The organism is Acidobacteriota bacterium (assembly GCA_018268895.1).
GTDB lineage: Bacteria > Acidobacteriota > Terriglobia > Terriglobales > Acidobacteriaceae > Edaphobacter.
In genome coordinates, this window is sequence record JAFDVP010000001.1 from 1,553,899 (window position 1) to 1,570,133 (window position 16,235).

The window sequence follows — 16,235 nt, forward strand, 5'->3', positions numbered from 1 at the left end:
AAGGCCAGAGCGAAGTCCGCAGGACGAAGCGATTGATCTATTGCCTTTCCGCCGAGGCTCAAACCATCTTGCTTCTCCAAAAAGGGAGTGCCTCTACGCATCGCTCCGCACAAATGACTCGTATTCCAGCGTGAGCCGCTCGATCGCAACATGCGAGGTGTCCGCATTCAGCTCCGTGATTGCCTCGTAAGCACTTGGCCAACAGTTCTTCAGCCGAAACACAATCACCACATTGTGCTGTCCGTCCAGCAGTGTAATCGTGACATCCCGCCGGTAGCCGCTCCCTCCACCCCCAACGGACACCACCTGGCTCGCCCACGACTGAAAATCCAGGTCACCCTGAACAATCTCTCTTTCCAGAGTGATCGGCTCATAGGCCGTAAGCCCCGGCGCCTTTTGCGGTGAATTCGTAGCGCTCGAGCCATCGCGGTGGGTCACCACACTCGTGCTCCATTTCAAAGGACTCACGCGCGTCACCCCCGTACGCGTACCGCCCCAGTTCACAACAAACGAGAAGTCCTCCAACGGATCTTTATTCACCGCCATCTCTCTCACCTCATCGATGCAACCAGGAACCCGGAATTTCTGCGATGCTATCACTTCAGTCCTCGCTGCATCATGATTGGTTCAACTTTCGCGATCTATCCACAGGCATCGTTACTCGTAAACTCATGCGCTCCAACACATCTCTCTCATTCCCACAAAACACCGTTTATTTCCACACAAAAACACCGTTTTTCGCTCTTGCTTCCGCAGGAAACAGGAGTAGAGTTCATTTCACCGGGGGAGCAATCCTCCAGAAGGAGAGAGAAAAAAAGGAGTCATCAGGAGAATCGGAAACGAGACTCACACGGCGCTCAGGAAACTGGATGGCGTGGATGGAACCAGACAAGCTCTTGCAGAGGAATGAGCAGCGGGCAACGACAGAAAGCGCGGGGCAACCCGCAGCACTGAAGGAGTCCGAGGTTTCAGGAGACTGCGATCCGGGGTCCGAACCGGATCTTCGAGAATCGGAAAAGCCAGGGGCGATCGACCGCAAGGTCAGGTCGCCCCTTCGCTATTTAACCCTCTTCAAACCTGCTCCGAAGCCTACCTTGAAGCTGCCACGCCAAAAATCAAAAATAAAGGTGTCATTTTGAGCGAGTCGCAGACCAGTCGACGAACTCCAGCATTTTGCTTTGTCGTCTCAACGATCTACTTCCTGATCTTCGCCATCACCGCCGAGCAATACTCCTTGCCCATCTCCTTGCTCATCTTCTTGGCATATCCGAAGTTCTTCGCCACATCGTCCCACTGGAATACCTCGCCGCGACACTCCTTCAGCTTCGGTCCATTCATCTCCCAGTAGCCGGAGAATATGGCATGGTCCTTCGCAATCAACCGGACCTCGCCACCTTTATCCTCCGCGTTTCCCGAGGTAAAGACCATCGGCCCCACCTTATCGTCGTGTCCGCGAAACTTCGCCGCCACCGGGTTTGCTCCCTGAAGCTGCATCACGGTCACATCGTCTGTGTAGCCGCCGGAGCCCAGGTTGATGAGGGCCTCCGATCCTCCCGTCCCGCTCAGGTCGGCAGTCAGCACGACCGCCGGCGCGTAGTGTGCATTTGCCGACTCCTTCGGGAACGTATGGTGAACCACACGCTGTACTGCGGGAAGGAACGCATTCCAATCGGCCGTCGCTGTTGGCACGCTTGTGGCGCTCACAACTCCTACGCTACTCAGCATCCATATACCAGCCAGAAATGTCTCTCTTGTCATCGCTATCACCTGCGCCTTTGGAGTTCTCTGCCGCCAAGCCTACTCGGCGATCCGGTTTTCTCCCATTCCCCAAAAGGGCCACCACCCAGGATTTTCCCCATGAACAGACCTGAAAAATCTGTAACTTGCATCGGAAGGTTCGGAATTTCCCTGGAAAATCCTTGTCAAGCCACAAATCGTATAAACGGTTTATTTACAGCATCTTGCATTTGCCGGTTTCTCTTGGAATGTTGCTAGACTTTAAATAGGGGCCTTGGGAGCCTGCCTGGTAATAGAGGGTGCAAAACGGAACCTCAAAGGTACTGCTCAAATAACCCTTTTGTTTCTAATATTTTGCATAATTGATACCCGGGGGGGTGGGTGCCCTCTTTAACGCTCATGAGAAGATAGCGTCAGAATGGACACGCAACAATTTGCCATAGCCATCATGGCCGCCGGAAAAGGCACGCGGCTCAAGAGCAAGCGCCCAAAAGTGCTCCACGAAATCGGCGGCCGCGCTCTCCTGCTGCACGTCATCGCCGCAGCAAAAAAGGTCGTTCCGGCCAGCAACATCTACTGCATCATCGGCCATGAAGCTGATCGTGTCCGCGCAGCCGTCGAGTCCACCGGCGTCCAGTTCGTCCTCCAGCCGGAACAGCGCGGTACCGGCCACGCCATGCAGATGGTCAAGGCATTCTTCGCGCTCTCTGGCGCGCCGATACCGGAGAACCTTCTCGTCCTCTCCGGCGACGTCCCGTTGATCCGCCCTGAAACCATCACCTCCATCTGCGAGACCCACCTCCGCGAAAAGGCGGCGATGACCATCCTCACCGCCGTACCCTCCGATCCCACTGGTTACGGCCGCGTCCTCCGAGTGAACCCGAATGCGCCTGAAGTCACAGCGATCGTCGAGCAGAAATCACTCAACCCCGACCAACTCGCAACACCCGAGATCAACTCCGGCATCTATTGCTTCCGCACCGCTTCCCTCTTCGAAAAACTCGACAGGCTCGACACCAACAACGCTCATGGCGAGTTCTACCTCACAGACGTCGCCGCAATGCTGGTCGCCGACGGCCAGCGCGTCGTCGCCGTAAAAGCGGACTCGGTCGACGAAGTGCTCGGAGCGAACACCATCGCCGAGATGATGCACCTCGACGCGGCGATGCGACTCGAAACAACAAAGAGGCTGATGGCCGCAGGAGTGACGATCTTCCGCCCCGATACTTGCGTAATCGACGCCGAAGTTGAAATCGGACCCGATAGTGTTATCGAGCCATATGTACAACTCTTTGGCGCAACGAAGATCGGCTCTGACTGCCGTGTACGTTCGTACTCGGTGCTCCAGAACACGACGATTGGTGACAATGTTACGGTCCGCAACGGTTGCATCATGGACTCAGCAACAATTGCAAACAATGCGATTATCGGGCCGTACTCGCACCTGAGGCCCGAGAGCGAGATCGGCGAAGGCGCTCACGTCGGCAACTTCGTCGAGACCAAGAAGGTCACACTCGGCGCAGGATCGAAGGCGAACCACCTGAACTATCTCGGCGATGCCGTGATCGGGGCGAACGTAAACGTCGGAGCCGGTGCGATCACGTGCAACTACGACGGAGTGAACAAGCACCGGACGACGATAGGCGACAACGTCTTCGTCGGCTCGGACTCGACGCTGGTCGCGCCCGTCACTATCGAATCCGGCTCCTACATCGCCGCTGGGAGTACCATTACCGACGATGTTCCAACGGGTGCTCTCGCACTCGGACGCGCCCGCCAGGTGACAAAACCCGGTTGGGTCGAAGCAAAGAAAGCCGCCCGGGATCAGAAGCAGACATAGAGACGTCCGCTTCTTCAGAACCGAGAAACCGCACAAGATCAAATACGACTAATGGCCCCACGAGCGCAGCCGATGATTGTGTAGAAGCGCGACTGCGCCTGGAGCCTTGTAGACAGATGCCACATGAAAGAGTCCTTGTGGTTGATGACGAGGCACCGGTAAGGGGTATCGTGGCTGCGTTGCTTGAACACAGCGGCTACTCTTCTGTCACTGCGGGCAGCGCGGATGAGGCGATTGAGACGCTCAGCCAGGACCACGGATACTCTCTAGTTCTTTCCGACATTATGATGCCGGGCACCGATGGTTTGACACTTCTCGATCGAATCTCTGCCGATCATCCGGGCCTGCCTGTGATCATGTGTACCGCAGTGCATGACGTCCACGTCGCCACCAGCGCATTTCGTCGAGGCGCGTTCGACTATCTCTTGAAGCCCTTCGAACGCATTCAACTTGAGGGAGCGGTTGCTCGTGCAGCCGAACACAGCCGCAATTTACGACAGAATATTGCGTATCGTCAGCACCTTGAAGAGATCATCTCGGCGCGCACAAGCCGGTTACGATCGACGATGCAAGACCTCGAACGCAGCTACGACATCACGATTGAAGCTATGGGCGATGCTCTGGACCTGCGCGACGAAGAGACCGAGGGGCACTCGCGGCGAGTGACCGCATATACCGTGGCGTTGGCCCGATCTGCCGGTGTCGATGGAGACCATCTGCGCATCATCGCTCGCGGGGCATTCCTTCACGATATTGGAAAGATCGCAACTCCCGACGCTATTTTGCTAAAACCGGGACGGCTCAACGCGGAAGAGATGGTCATCATGCGGGAGCACTGCCAGAGCGGCTACGACATGGTTCGCAAGATTCCCTTCCTGCGCGAAGCAGCCGAGATTGTCTATGCCCATCAGGAGAGATTCGACGGTAGCGGATATCCACGCGGATTAAAAGGAGAGGAGATCCCGCTAGGAGCGCGCATCTTCGCAATCGCAGATGCGCTCGATGCGATCACGTCCGATCGTCCTTACCGCAAGGGTGCAAGTTACGACGTGGCGCGTAGTGAGATCATACGGTGTTCCGGAACACAGTTCGATCCTGAGATTGTCAGGATATTTCAGGAGATTAAGGATGAGGCCTGGAGCAGTCTGCGTGAGCGATCCAGGCACTGCGACTTCCTCGCATTTACGGCCCTCTGAATCTTGTCGGCCAACTTGCATAACCGCCTTGAAGGCTTCTAGGATGCAGAACCGGGAGGGAGAGCTATGCCCACACTGAATCAAGCGGAGATCGCTGCTTACCTTACAACGGATCCTGGATGGAAGCTGGACTCGGGAAAACTTGTCCGTGAATGGAGCTTCAGCACTTTCACAGAAGCAATAGGCTTCGTCAACAAAGTTGCCGATCTCGCGGAATCGGCAGGTCACCATCCTGATATCGACGTTCGCTACAACAAAGTTCAGCTGAGTCTTGTCTCCCATGACGCCGGAGGGATCACCAAACGCGATATCAAAATGGCCGCTCGCATTAGCGATGTATTCGGTCGAACCTAAATAATGAAATTTTGAATATGGAGTTTTTTGATTTGCCAAATGCCAGTTACGAAACCACTTCTACATATTAAATTATTGATTTTATTGGCTTTATATTTATATATTCAGGGTTTGGAATGAGTTAAAAATGCGTCATTTCTATGGTGCAACGTATTTTTTGGACTTTCGTGTTACATATTGTGGTATATTTTCTTCATGGGGACGATGTTCCCAGACAATTTTCAGCTTTGAGTGAATGAATCCTCAGCTGACACAAGTTGCGTCACTGGCCTCCCGGCACGAGCAGCAATGTTCGTGCCGTCTTTTTTGCCACAATCTCAAGCCTCAGATTAGGATTGCTGTATGAAGCGAATTTTGGGATCTCTTGCATTAGGTCTTGTCACGCTTGCTGCATCGGCTCAGTGGAGCAATCCTGGGGCAGACGTTCCTGCCTACAATGCAAAAGCACCGACCAAGCCGCTTCCTGCAATTCTTAGCGGCAACCAACTTACAGGCGAGTACTTTACGCATCCCTACCAGGCGACCGCGTATAAGATGGCCGCCAAGATCCCCGCTGTCCTTCACCAGCAGCCCTGTTATTGCCATTGCGACCGCGCGATGGGACACAACAGCCTTCATAGCTGCTTCGAAGGTACTCACGGAGCCGCCTGCTCCACGTGCATGAAGGAAGCGGTATATGCCTATCAACAGACGAAGAAGGGCAAGACTGCCGCGCAGATTCGTGCCGGAATTGAAAAAGGCGACTGGATCGATGTCGACCTCGAAAAAGCCACAATGTAGGCCCAGCGCCCTGAGTCTGGCGTGACGTCTCTTCCCTTCTGTGAAAGTCGTGTGTAACGGGATTTATTCTGACTGCCTTCAACCCTGCTATGGCTTCCTCAGCATTCAGTTCTGCTCCATCGCGACTCGTATGAGTTATGCGGGTCGACGAAGAGCGATTCAACCTTTGCTTCTCCAAGCACGCCGTAAGCAAACCAGCTAGTTTTTCACGCAGATACTTATTCACTAAATGTGTCTGGGGGTCCGCGCCGGCGCGTATGCTCGAAGCCATGAACTGGATCTTCTGGGCGTTTCTTTCGGCTGTCTTCGCCGCCATGACTGCGCTATTCGCCAAGGTGGGTGTGGCCAATATCGACTCAAACCTTGCCACGGCGATACGCACCTCGGTGATCGTCTTGTTTACGTGGGCGGTCGCGTTTGGCCTGGAGAAACACAATGGCCTTACCGAGATTGGACGGAAGAGTTGGATATTTTTGATCCTGTCTGGAGTTTGTACAGGCCTGTCGTGGCTTTGTTATTTCCGCGCCTTGCAGATGGGGCCTGCTTCGAGTGTCGCTCCTGTCGACAAGCTTAGTGTGGTCTTCGTGGTCATTGGAGCGTGGCTGTTTCTAGGGGAGAAGCTAACTCTTATCAAGGCTGGCGGAGCTTCGTTAATCGCTATTGGCGCGGTGATTCTTGCTTTTGCCTGATAAAGCTCACTTGAAGGAAAACTGTATAATAGAGACAGTTCTTTGCAGAGCCCAATGCAATGTTGGTGCCAGCTCCAGATGGGGGCGTCACGGCTTCGACGGGATTGCTTGCGGCAGAGAGGCATGCCGGGGTGTGAACACCCGTAATCGCTCACAAAACTATAAGTGCCGAACCTCAATTCGCGCTTGCTGCTTAATTAACTAAGTAGCCGATTGCTTCCGCTTCGCCTACGGGCGGATACCAATCGTCGCACAGTAGGCTGGCCAAACCTGCTCCGCCTGTGCGGGAATGGCGAGATCGATCAGGCTGGTGGCCGTTACATCTTCGCCCGTTCTAAGTGCCGGCTACGAGACAAAGATGACACGGGAAAAGCATGAATGCTCTCTGTTGAAGGTTTTTTCGGACGCGGGTTCGACTCCCGCCGCCTCCACCATACTTAAGTTGTTTAGTTTTACGTACATATAGAACAGTACCATTCCAGTGACCGATAGACCGGTCATGCTAACTCCCTATCGACGCTATTTGAAGAGCCGTTCCAAGGCTGCGGACCATTTCTACAAACGCTGCACTCATCCCATGTGGGTTGAGGCACAGCGAACGGAACTTACGTTCGGCGCAGCTTGAAGACCGGCAGTTGGAGCGCGCCATCGGATCTGTCGCGCGTTATTGAAGAGGCCGAAGATCCTGCTGCGACCCCAGAGCGAACTCAGCTAAGCCACGATCTACAAGCCGTTTCTCGCCGGTGGTATACACGGCGCCCCCCACATTTCAGATTAGACGTTTACGGCCATGCTTTGATCTGGATGGTCACAGCGATTCCTGGGGTAAGAGCGAGTGTGAGAGGAACGGCTTCAAGACCGGGTACCAGGTTGAAGGTCCGTTCTTTTGGAATGGGTTCAAAACCCTTTGGAACATCAGTATGAACCGTGAGGATTCCTTTAGGCTTTGTGATGCGGATGGAGCTGGAACTGGATTGAGTGATAGCTTCGGTAGATCGCGATACTACTGGCAAGATGAACTGAAGCGACGCTGAGGTGGGGAGATGGGACCACCGAAGGAGCCGCCAAACTGGTTCGAACGATACGGAGCTTTGGTCGTTGCTCTCCACTGATATGCGTTCAGGGAATCGCTGCGAAAGTACTCGTAGGCCGACCCGTGCAGAACATTGGTGCCGGATTTGAGGATCGCGTTAACCTGCGCACCTCCGTAGGTGCCAACCGTCGCGTCCGCATTGTTTAACGAGGCTTTGACTTCCTGGAGTGAATCGAGTGGCGGCGTTATGTTGATAAATCCATTCAATAGTTCCATGTTGCTCACGCCGTCGAGCGTGTACGTGGTTCCGGCCCATGGCAGTCCGTTGACGCTCGCACTGATCGCCGTAGTTGCCCCGGCACCAGCTGCAGACTCAGGAGCACTTCCGAATCCTGTGGCGACTGAGCCAGGAACAGTCTGAACCAACTGTGAGAAAATCCTGCCATTCAGCGGCAGGCTTTCAATCTGCGACTGACTGATGACCTGTCCCATGGAGCTGCTGGTGGTGTCGATCAGTGGCGTGGCTGCCGTCACTTCAATAGTCTCCGCTTTGGACCCAACCTCCAGAATGGCATTTACCTGCGTCGCATTGTCCACGACGACTGTATTTCCATTAGAAATATAGGGACGAAAGCCTGGAGCATCAAATCGTACCCGGTAATTGCCGGGCTGAAGGTTCTCAATTCGGAATTGCCCTTCGGCGTTCGTTGTGGCCACCGCAGTGATATTCGTCTCCTGATTGATCACAGAGACCTTCACATTGGGGACGATCGCTTTGCTTCTATCTTGCACAGTTCCCACAATTCTGCCGCTCACGCCCTGTCCCTTCAGAGCCGGGGCAGACAGAAGCACAAATGCTGCGAACAGTAAACTTAGAACCCGAAACGGGTCCCCCAGCGTCGTACTTTTGAAGGACCGAAATCCACTTCGCATACTGCCTCCCATTTCACTTCCTTCTCCTCAACCAAAACCCGCCACACTTAGCTCTCAACCTTGTGCTCTCGTCACTATTCTGGATGTCAGCTTTTGCCCGGCCTTACGGACCAAAGGCCTTGCGATGATGCGGATCACCCTAGAGGAATGCCCGAAACAAAAACAAGTGACCGTGGGGTTACGAAGGTGCGGCAGAGCTCGTTACGTCATTGATTACAGGTGTGTTTCACCTTTGTTACATGCAAATGTCACGTGATTTGGCAGGACTAAATGACAATCCCTCCCCCGCTCAAGAAGGCACAATCTATGCGTAGAGGAGAGAAGAGACAGGTCAAGCAAGAGAACGCACTAAGAGACTCTGGGTCGCAAGATGCGAGCCATGCAAAGACCTCTTGCAGAGCCCTGTCGCACAGCTTCTTGAACCTGAACCGATCGCCTCGGTCCGGCCGCATAATCTCTTGAAAGTACTAAGTTAGTGCGCCGGCGCAGGCTCGGGTGTATTGATCACTCCCTGGGGGTTAGCCACCTTCAGGGTTTTGTGGACAGCAGCTAAGGTCACTCCCAAAACACCATAACCTTTTTCCAAAGGAACTTTAACTAAGACCTGGAACGGCTGCATTTCGGTAGCTGCCCCATGATCCGAAATGAGACCAGTAGCTTTGAGCAGTGTTTCAGCTCCGGTTTGCGATGTGGCAAACATCGTAGCGCCTTCGGTCCCGGTGGTGTCTAGCCCACCCAGCATCACAATGTGCCGTCCGGGGACGACGCCGGGCTGCACAGATACCACTCCATAGTCCATCGTTAGCGTGTGGGTCACCGGATCTCGCTCCGTATGATAGCTCGCCTGTTCTCCTGGCTGCGGATGGGCATTTTGAATCTCCGCCCGCCACCCTTCGAGTCGCGAATCCGGGTTCTTAAAAACCAGATCGCCCACATTCATCAGTTGCGCCACGGCCACGTTCTGAAAGGAAGACCCTAGCAGAATGACACTGTGCTGGCGAAGATCGGCGGGTGTGATCTCACGGCTCGGCTTGAATATCGGTTGCACGCCCATTTGGCCAAATAGGCTGGCCAGCATGCCGACCGCCTGCAGTTCACCAGCTCCCGTGTAGCCATTGTCGTAGTAGAGCACGCCTGCTTCAGAAACTAATGTTGGGTTCGACGCAAACTGACGCGCAAGATGAGGGTCCACGAGAGCGCCGCGATCATCACTTGCACCCTGCCGAAATCGAAAGAGATCGTTCGAGTTGTCCAGCAGAAACACCGCGTCAGGGTAGGCAATAACTGGTGCTGTATCATCGCCGATCAGGTTGGCCCAAAATGCCTTCACCGCATCGGTGCCGTTCCGGTAGTCTTGGATCGTCTGCACCGTCGGCTTCTCTTTCTGCTGGCGCGTCCCCAGCCAAAATCCTAACGAAAAGAGAGCAACGGCAAAACCGGCAGGCAAGGTGATACGAAAAAATCTCCGAATGCGGACTTGCTTGCGCAGAGGGGTGGGAGCGCTAAAAGAAGTCAGAGTACCGGGAAGATTGCCGGGCGTAGAAGTGCTCCGCAGATCTCCATCTGCATTGGACCCTGGGGCAGTACTTGGTGCGAGAACATGAGTTGCCAAGGACTCGAAGTGAGGATGGTAGTCGCCCTTTGGGATTTCGATATAGATAAGGTCGCGACTTCCCTCTGAATCGTAATACTCTTTCAGCTTCTGCCGCAGCCTGTGGATTTGCACACGGACGATGGTGTCTGTCTTGGGGTCGAAGTCCTCCGCTCGGCCAAAGGCCTCGACACCAATTGTGTATTCCTTGAGAGGTTCCTTCTGAGAGCCTTGGAGGGTGCGCGCAGCGAGAAACCGGAGAAGTTGCTGTAAGGTCACCGAATTGCGAAAGGATACGGACTGTAGGATGCGCTGAATCTGCCTATGGCATTCTTCAGCAGACAAAGACGATACCGCCTCGGCCGACCCTTCCACTCCCCCACAAACCACCTCCACTTACCAGAGAACGCTAGCGTCAGAACGCCCTGATAAGACACTCCTACCTGGTATACCGGCAATTCGCTTGAGTCGCCACATCACGTGCTGAACTCAACAAAAAAGGTGGTCACATGATATCGAATCCCTCTTTCACAGCGCGCGGCAGTCACGGAATCTTTCTTGCGAGAATCCAGGGCTTTAACACGCGCCGATGCGCAGTGGTCGAACCACTGCGCATCGCTTGACACCACTCAGATCAACCGGTACGAAAACCTATCCTCTGACCTTCATATCCGTATCCGATGCCATCATTTGGGTAGCTCCATTGTTTCCAGTCCGGAGGTCTCACCGGCCACGCCATCGTAGCGGCTTGCCTGTCAAAACCTCTTTAAATTCTTATCTCCACTTCGATAGCACGGAGTTGCCTGGCTCAATTGCAGATGTTCAGTCAGTCCCCTACTTTTTCAGGATGTGTCGCTGTTGTCGGTCGATAACAAGCAAGCGGCTAAGCCCTGGGAAAAGCTCGACTCTCGCCGCCTCCACCATCAATTACCCTGGAACCAAGGTTAGATAATCTCCTCCTTGTGCTTCTCAAGAGCACCTCTTCTCGGGCCTCATAGAGGACGATGGTGATCGCCTCACTCCGTCCGACATCGAGACTGCAGTTTGATACGCCTGAGGGTCCGCCTTCATGCGGACCCTCAGGTTTCCTAGAATGAAAGCTTCACCGATGCTTGCAAGGAACGACCTCCACCAATGCCATTAACACTTCCCTGACCCGAGCTCGCCGTGTTTGTTACCTTTCCAAAGGTCGATGACAAGCTGGCGGAATATGTCGAATTAGGATTGCTGAACTGCGGTGTATTGCTCAGCTGAAATGCATCCAACCGAGCATCGATCTTCGACTCCCGGATAAATGGAAATGATTTGAAGATTGAGAAGCTATTTTGGATGTAGCCGGGACCATAGAACTGATTGCGTCCTGTATTCCCCAGGCCGACATTTGCGCTAGTGCATGGAGACGACGTGCACCCCGCCGGCTGAGCAAACGCCGTCGGATCAAACCAGGCGGATCCGGTTCCGATTCCCTTCAACACACGATACGGCCCTAACAGGCTCGCCGTCTGGCTTGTACCTGGAGTGTTGAGGCTGGCAGCATTAGCTGACACGGTGAAAGGAGAACCCGAAACCAACGAGACGATACCTGAAAGCTTCCAGCCACCAAAGACCAGCGATGGAACTCGGGATGACGCCAAGCGGTGGCCCGAACCGAAAGGCAACGCATACGTGAAGCTCTCAACCAGAGTCAAACGGCGATCATAGTCATTTGGAGCATAGTTTCTGCGTTTGTTGATATTGAACATAAGCGCCGAATCGTCCGAAGGAACATAACCTAACCCCTTCCCCCATGTAAATGCGGTCGATGTCGCAATGCCATTGGAAAAGCGGCGATCAAGTTGGGCCTGCAGCGCGTTGTAGTTGGAAGAAAAGCCCATCGTAATGGCTGTCGTCGTTGCCGTGCGACCAAATGGAGCATATAACGGCTTGGAGGTATTTCCCCCGCCATATGTAGAGGGAAGATTCATATCCTGCTGGGTGGCCATTCGAGTACCGTGATTGCCGACATACGCTAGTTGCAGCGATAGCTTCCACGGCAGAGCTTGCTGTACGGCGACGTTCCACGACTGCACATAAGGATTTTTATAGTCCAGAGGGACTACGTTGTAAGCCTGCTGTGTGAGAGCCGACGTATTTGCCTGAATGATGCCGTTGCTGGGAATGGTGACTGGAACCGGCGCCGGAAAACCCGCCTGGAATGTCGCGACCTGACCGTTGCTCAGCACGGCAGGGGTATAGGAGGTACTGCCGACCGGTGTATAGCTATTGTTCGATCGCACTGGATAGTTGAACGCATAGCTATCATCTGGAAAGGGCATGTAGCTAATGCCATAGCCACCACGTAACACCGTTGCTTCCGACACGCGATAAGCAAAACCTGTACGCGGAGCAAAATACCGATACTGCGTCTTCATTCCGAGATTCGCTGGATTATTGCCAATACCAGCCAGGACCAACGTATTGTTTGTTGGATTGTAGTTGGAGAAACCGCCCGCTTCTGCTGGAGTCGCCGGTGGATAGAACTCCCAACGCAGGCCTAAGTCGAGCGTAAGCTTTTGGGCCACTTGCCATTTGTCGCTGATAAAAGAGAAGAACCACCACTGACGATAGCGCGTCGGATTAACAATATCCCGTCCCACTGAGCTCGGAAGATCGAGCAGGAAGCTGGCCATCGTATTCGCGACATTGTTGACAGCGCCAGATGCGTTCGTCGATGTTTGATTACCGACAAAGGCGATCGTTCCTGGGCCACCGAAGGTCTGCGACTGAGAGATATCGTCGCGAACACGGCGCAGATCAACGCCGAACTTTACCGTATGGTTATGCAGGACCTTAGTCCAGCTATTGACGAAGTCAATATTGGACTCCGAACGATCCCAGGGGATCGACTTGGAATAGCCGAATGCTGGATTCGAAAAACCGTCCAGGCTAATCTGGATCTGACCCGAGGTAAAAGGAATTCCCGCGATATTCACGCCGGCTATGCCAAGCTTGGTGGCATCGTTGGAACCATAGTTGGTAGGCCGCGCCCGATTGATAAGATGGGCGACGCCAATGCGCGTCTCCGTGAAGAGTGTGGGGGAAAAGACATGGCCGTAATTCACACCCGTGCTGTAGGAGTTCTGAACGCCTGTCCCTTGAAAACCATTGCCTGCCGGTCCACCCGCAAAGGAACTGAACGCAGGTGCCTGCATGATCGTGACGCGCTGGAAGCTATAACGGGCGCTAAGGCGATCCTTCTCACTTAAGCTGTAATCCCCTTTTAGGTCGAAGCTTTGAGTGTCTTTGGTAAACGGTAGATTGGTAACGTAATTATTTGTCGGCGCCGCCAGATTCGTGAGATTCTGATTCGGTTTTGGCATCTGTTGAAGAATCGCAAGCGAGATGGGGTTTACACGACTTATCGGTATCTGATTATTAACGAAGGGTTGCCGTCCTGTGCCATCGGCATTACCGGTTGCCGGATCATAGATCTGGCCCGTCTTCTTTGCGGCATCAAGAGGCGCGCTCAGGTCGATATTGCCCTGCGCATTCGGGGTATAAAACTGAGTTGGAACGATCGTAAACGTGTTCGCGATGGCCTCACGGTCCGTTGTGCGAAGATAATCTCCGAACAGGAAGAGCTTGTTATGGATGAGGGGACCACCCAGGCTTCCGCCGAAGTAGTTGTAGGCCAGGTGGCCAAGCGGTCCGCCGAAGTAGGAGCGTGCGTTCACAGCGTTGTTCTGAATGAACTCAAAAGCAGAACCGTGAATTTGGTTCGTACCGGACTTCAAGATGACATTCGTGACAGCGCCGGTTGCGCGACCTAATTCCGCTTCATAGTTATTTGTTGAGATATCAACCGAACCGATGGCATCTGCCGGGGGGATGATGAACTGCAACAGACCCGTCCGATTCGTATCATCGATACCTTCGATCTGATAGAGATTTCCGTGGCGGGGAATGCCATTGACTCGAGTCTGCAAGGCACCAACTGCATTGAAGAACTGGGAGTTCTCAAAGCGGACCGGCGTTGTGCCAGGCACAAGATTTAAAAGCTGTTGGTAGTTGCGCGTTCCGCTGATCGGGAGATCTGCAATCTGTCGATCTTCAATATTCGTCGCAATGTCGGCGCGGTCCGTCTGCAACTGCGCAGGAGCCGCTGAAACATCGATCGTCTCCGACACGCTGCCGGGGACGACAGTCACATCTGCACGAGTCGTCGAGTTGACGAAGATGACTACGTGCTCCATCGTCTGTTTCTTGAATCCCTCGTGCTCAACCGTAACTCGATATTCTCCTGGAGACGTGCCTGGAAATGTATAGTTGCCGCTGCCGTTGGTGACCGCGTGTTGAGATACATTGGTTTTTTCATTGGTGATTATGACATTCGCGTTCGGGATGGAGGCTCCCGATTGGTCCTGCACAATACCGACGATCGTGCCACTGACAGCCTGGCCATAGGCCACCGAGGCCAACAATGTCATCGAAATACATACAGCCTGGAAAATTCGTTGAATGAGCATCTCTTTCTCCGTCACAGATTCTGGTTTCTTGCAGGTAAAACGCCGACACGCTTGTGCCGGGTGGGAGCCGTCTCACAACGGAATTGTTCTCTGTTCTGTCCGTGGTGATCTCAAAAACACAACGACACTTACAGTCGCCAATACAGGCAGTAGAGCGGCGACAAAAAATGCTGGGGTGTACCCAAACCTGCCAACCGTGTTTCCCACGAGGACAGTGAATGCTGTGCCAGCGAGTCCCGCCGCAAAACCGCTGAGACCTGTAACCGTGGCCACAACATTCTGGGGAAGCAAGTCCGACGGGAAGGTGAGCCCCATCGTCGACCAGCTGGCAAATCCCCACAAGGCGATGCAAACCAAAGCAATGGCAGCGGACGGACTCGAGGTTCGAGCGGCCGGGATGCCTGCAAGTATGGGAATGCAGCTGACTATGCAGATAAGAATCCTGGCGCGCAGTACGGGCATACCACGGCGAATCACCAACGACGAGACATAACCTGCCGTCAGGTTCCCAAGGTCTGCCGCAACAAAAGGGATCCAGCCAAACGCCGCCAGCTGCTTGAGCGAAAAGCCTCGCGTATCGGCGAGATATTGTGGCAGCCAGAAGACATAGAACCACCAGATAGGATCGGTCAGGGATCTCCCAAGGATGATGCCCCAGACATTTCTGTTCGCGAGTAAACTCAGCCAACCGGTCTTCCGGTCTGTGACATGCGTAGCAGAACTCCCACCTCGAATCAGATGCTTCTCGTCTTCGCTAACTCGTGGGTGATCATCGAGCGGATGGTAGACATAGAGCCATAGAGCCAACCACAGAAAGCCCAATATTCCCGTGAAAATAAACGCAGGACGCCATCCGAACCACAAGGCGATGACAGGCAAAGCGATCGATGCCAATGCCCCACCCACACTCGACCCACTGTCAAAGATAGCGACGGCCATGCCGCGCTCCTCGTCGGGAAACCACTCAGCGACCGTCTTCGATGCCCCTGGCCAATTGAAGCCCTCTCCAATTCCCAGGAGAAAACGCGTGACGACGAAACCCGCAACGGATCCCACCAACGCGCTCAGCGCATTCACGGCCGACCAAAGAATGACTGCGAAACTCAAACCCTTTCGGACTCCAATGCGATCGAGGACGGGGCCGCCGACGAGCCATGCCAGGGCATAAGCAAACTGAAATGAGCCAAAGATCTTAGCCAGGTCCTCGTGCGTGAAACGCAGCTGCGCAGAGATCGCCGGCGATAGGACAGAGAAGCTCTGACGGCTGATGTAATTAATCACCGTCGACAAAAACAGAGTCCATGCAATGACCCAGCGGATTCGCCCCTGAGGCTTCCTGGCTGTTCTTCCGGATTCCATTGTTGCCTGCACCGTGCGCTCCTATGTCGACAATACGAATGCAATTGTCGGCTGAACCGAAACCATAATGGGTCGCCACACATTTGTCAAAACTATTTTTCCAAAGTTATTGGCAAATTTTCCAAGCACTACTTCAGTAGATTCCTCGTTTTCTGGAATTGTTTGAGATCCACCCGGTAGTACGTCCACGATGCTGCAAATCCCTTTGGCAATAATTG

General features: G+C 53.9%; 12 protein-coding genes and 1 other RNA gene. 7 read left to right on the forward strand and 6 right to left on the reverse strand.

What is annotated here, in order from left to right; translation table 11 throughout:
• Window positions 1–93: 93 nt before the first annotated feature.
• The gene (locus tag JSS95_06645; protein MBS1799490.1) at window positions 94–546 is read right to left on the reverse strand and encodes a phage tail protein; all 453 of its coding nucleotides are present in this window, start codon (window positions 544–546) and stop codon (window positions 94–96) included.
• Window positions 547–590: 44 nt separating this feature from the next.
• On the opposite strand from JSS95_06645, the gene JSS95_06650 reads away from it, so the two are divergent.
• Window positions 591–1,139: a hypothetical protein gene (locus JSS95_06650; GenBank protein ID MBS1799491.1), complete on the forward strand. Its 549-nt coding sequence runs from the start codon at window positions 591–593 to the stop codon at window positions 1,137–1,139.
• Window positions 1,140–1,194: 55 nt separating this feature from the next.
• On the opposite strand, the gene JSS95_06655 is transcribed toward JSS95_06650, so the two are convergent.
• Entirely contained in the window at window positions 1,195–1,758 is a 564-nt protein-coding gene (locus JSS95_06655; GenBank protein MBS1799492.1) for a hypothetical protein, read from the reverse strand.
• A 397-nt stretch (window positions 1,759–2,155) separates the two neighbouring features.
• Between JSS95_06655 and glmU the strand changes: the two genes are divergently transcribed.
• From glmU to ssrA, 6 genes are all read left to right on the forward strand, one after another.
• Window positions 2,156–3,577, forward strand: a complete 1,422-nt coding sequence (gene glmU, locus JSS95_06660) for a bifunctional UDP-N-acetylglucosamine diphosphorylase/glucosamine-1-phosphate N-acetyltransferase GlmU (protein ID MBS1799493.1) — start codon at window positions 2,156–2,158, stop codon at window positions 3,575–3,577.
• A 116-nt stretch (window positions 3,578–3,693) separates the two neighbouring features.
• Complete coding sequence (locus JSS95_06665; GenBank protein ID MBS1799494.1) at window positions 3,694–4,773, forward strand: response regulator; 1,080 nt, start codon at window positions 3,694–3,696, stop codon at window positions 4,771–4,773.
• Between the two features lie 66 nt (window positions 4,774–4,839).
• Window positions 4,840–5,127 carry a 4a-hydroxytetrahydrobiopterin dehydratase gene (locus JSS95_06670; GenBank protein ID MBS1799495.1) on the forward strand — a complete coding sequence of 96 codons (288 nt, stop codon included), beginning with the start codon at window positions 4,840–4,842 and terminating at the stop codon, window positions 5,125–5,127.
• A gap of 342 nt (window positions 5,128–5,469) precedes the next feature.
• Window positions 5,470–5,907 (forward strand): hypothetical protein, encoded by a 438-nt coding sequence (locus tag JSS95_06675; protein ID MBS1799496.1) that lies wholly within the window; start codon window positions 5,470–5,472, stop codon window positions 5,905–5,907.
• Between the two features lie 269 nt (window positions 5,908–6,176).
• Window positions 6,177–6,596 carry an EamA family transporter gene (locus JSS95_06680; GenBank protein ID MBS1799497.1) on the forward strand — a complete coding sequence of 140 codons (420 nt, stop codon included), beginning with the start codon at window positions 6,177–6,179 and terminating at the stop codon, window positions 6,594–6,596.
• An 80-nt stretch (window positions 6,597–6,676) separates the two neighbouring features.
• Window positions 6,677–7,030: a transfer-messenger RNA gene (ssrA, locus tag JSS95_06685) on the forward strand.
• 569 nt (window positions 7,031–7,599) lie between these two features.
• On the opposite strand, the gene JSS95_06690 is transcribed toward ssrA, so the two are convergent.
• From JSS95_06690 to JSS95_06705, 4 genes are all read right to left on the reverse strand, one after another.
• Complete coding sequence (locus JSS95_06690) at window positions 7,600–8,445, reverse strand: carboxypeptidase regulatory-like domain-containing protein (GenBank protein ID MBS1799498.1); 846 nt, start codon at window positions 8,443–8,445, stop codon at window positions 7,600–7,602.
• Window positions 8,446–9,034: 589 nt separating this feature from the next.
• Window positions 9,035–10,528 carry a hypothetical protein gene (locus JSS95_06695; protein ID MBS1799499.1) on the reverse strand — a complete coding sequence of 498 codons (1,494 nt, stop codon included), beginning with the start codon at window positions 10,526–10,528 and terminating at the stop codon, window positions 9,035–9,037.
• A 713-nt stretch (window positions 10,529–11,241) separates the two neighbouring features.
• Window positions 11,242–14,619: a TonB-dependent receptor gene (locus JSS95_06700; GenBank protein ID MBS1799500.1), complete on the reverse strand. Its 3,378-nt coding sequence runs from the start codon at window positions 14,617–14,619 to the stop codon at window positions 11,242–11,244.
• Window positions 14,620–14,730: 111 nt separating this feature from the next.
• The gene (locus tag JSS95_06705) at window positions 14,731–16,017 is read right to left on the reverse strand and encodes an MFS transporter (GenBank protein ID MBS1799501.1); all 1,287 of its coding nucleotides are present in this window, start codon (window positions 16,015–16,017) and stop codon (window positions 14,731–14,733) included.
• Window positions 16,018–16,235 lie beyond the last annotated feature (218 nt).

Coding starts and splice junctions, on each gene's coding strand:
- JSS95_06645 (MBS1799490.1), bottom strand. CDS start 546: ATGGCGGTGAATAAAGATCCGTTGGAGGACTTCTCGTTTGTTGTGAAC.
- JSS95_06650 (MBS1799491.1), top strand. CDS start 591: ATGCTATCACTTCAGTCCTCGCTGCATCATGATTGGTTCAACTTTCGC.
- JSS95_06655 (MBS1799492.1), bottom strand. CDS start 1,758: ATGACAAGAGAGACATTTCTGGCTGGTATATGGATGCTGAGTAGCGTA.
- glmU (MBS1799493.1), top strand. CDS start 2,156: ATGGACACGCAACAATTTGCCATAGCCATCATGGCCGCCGGAAAAGGC.
- JSS95_06665 (MBS1799494.1), top strand. CDS start 3,694: ATGCCACATGAAAGAGTCCTTGTGGTTGATGACGAGGCACCGGTAAGG.
- JSS95_06670 (MBS1799495.1), top strand. CDS start 4,840: ATGCCCACACTGAATCAAGCGGAGATCGCTGCTTACCTTACAACGGAT.
- JSS95_06675 (MBS1799496.1), top strand. CDS start 5,470: ATGAAGCGAATTTTGGGATCTCTTGCATTAGGTCTTGTCACGCTTGCT.
- JSS95_06680 (MBS1799497.1), top strand. CDS start 6,177: ATGAACTGGATCTTCTGGGCGTTTCTTTCGGCTGTCTTCGCCGCCATG.
- JSS95_06700 (MBS1799500.1), bottom strand. CDS start 14,619: ATGACATTGTTGGCCTCGGTGGCCTATGGCCAGGCTGTCAGTGGCACG.
- JSS95_06705 (MBS1799501.1), bottom strand. CDS start 16,017: ATGGAATCCGGAAGAACAGCCAGGAAGCCTCAGGGGCGAATCCGCTGG.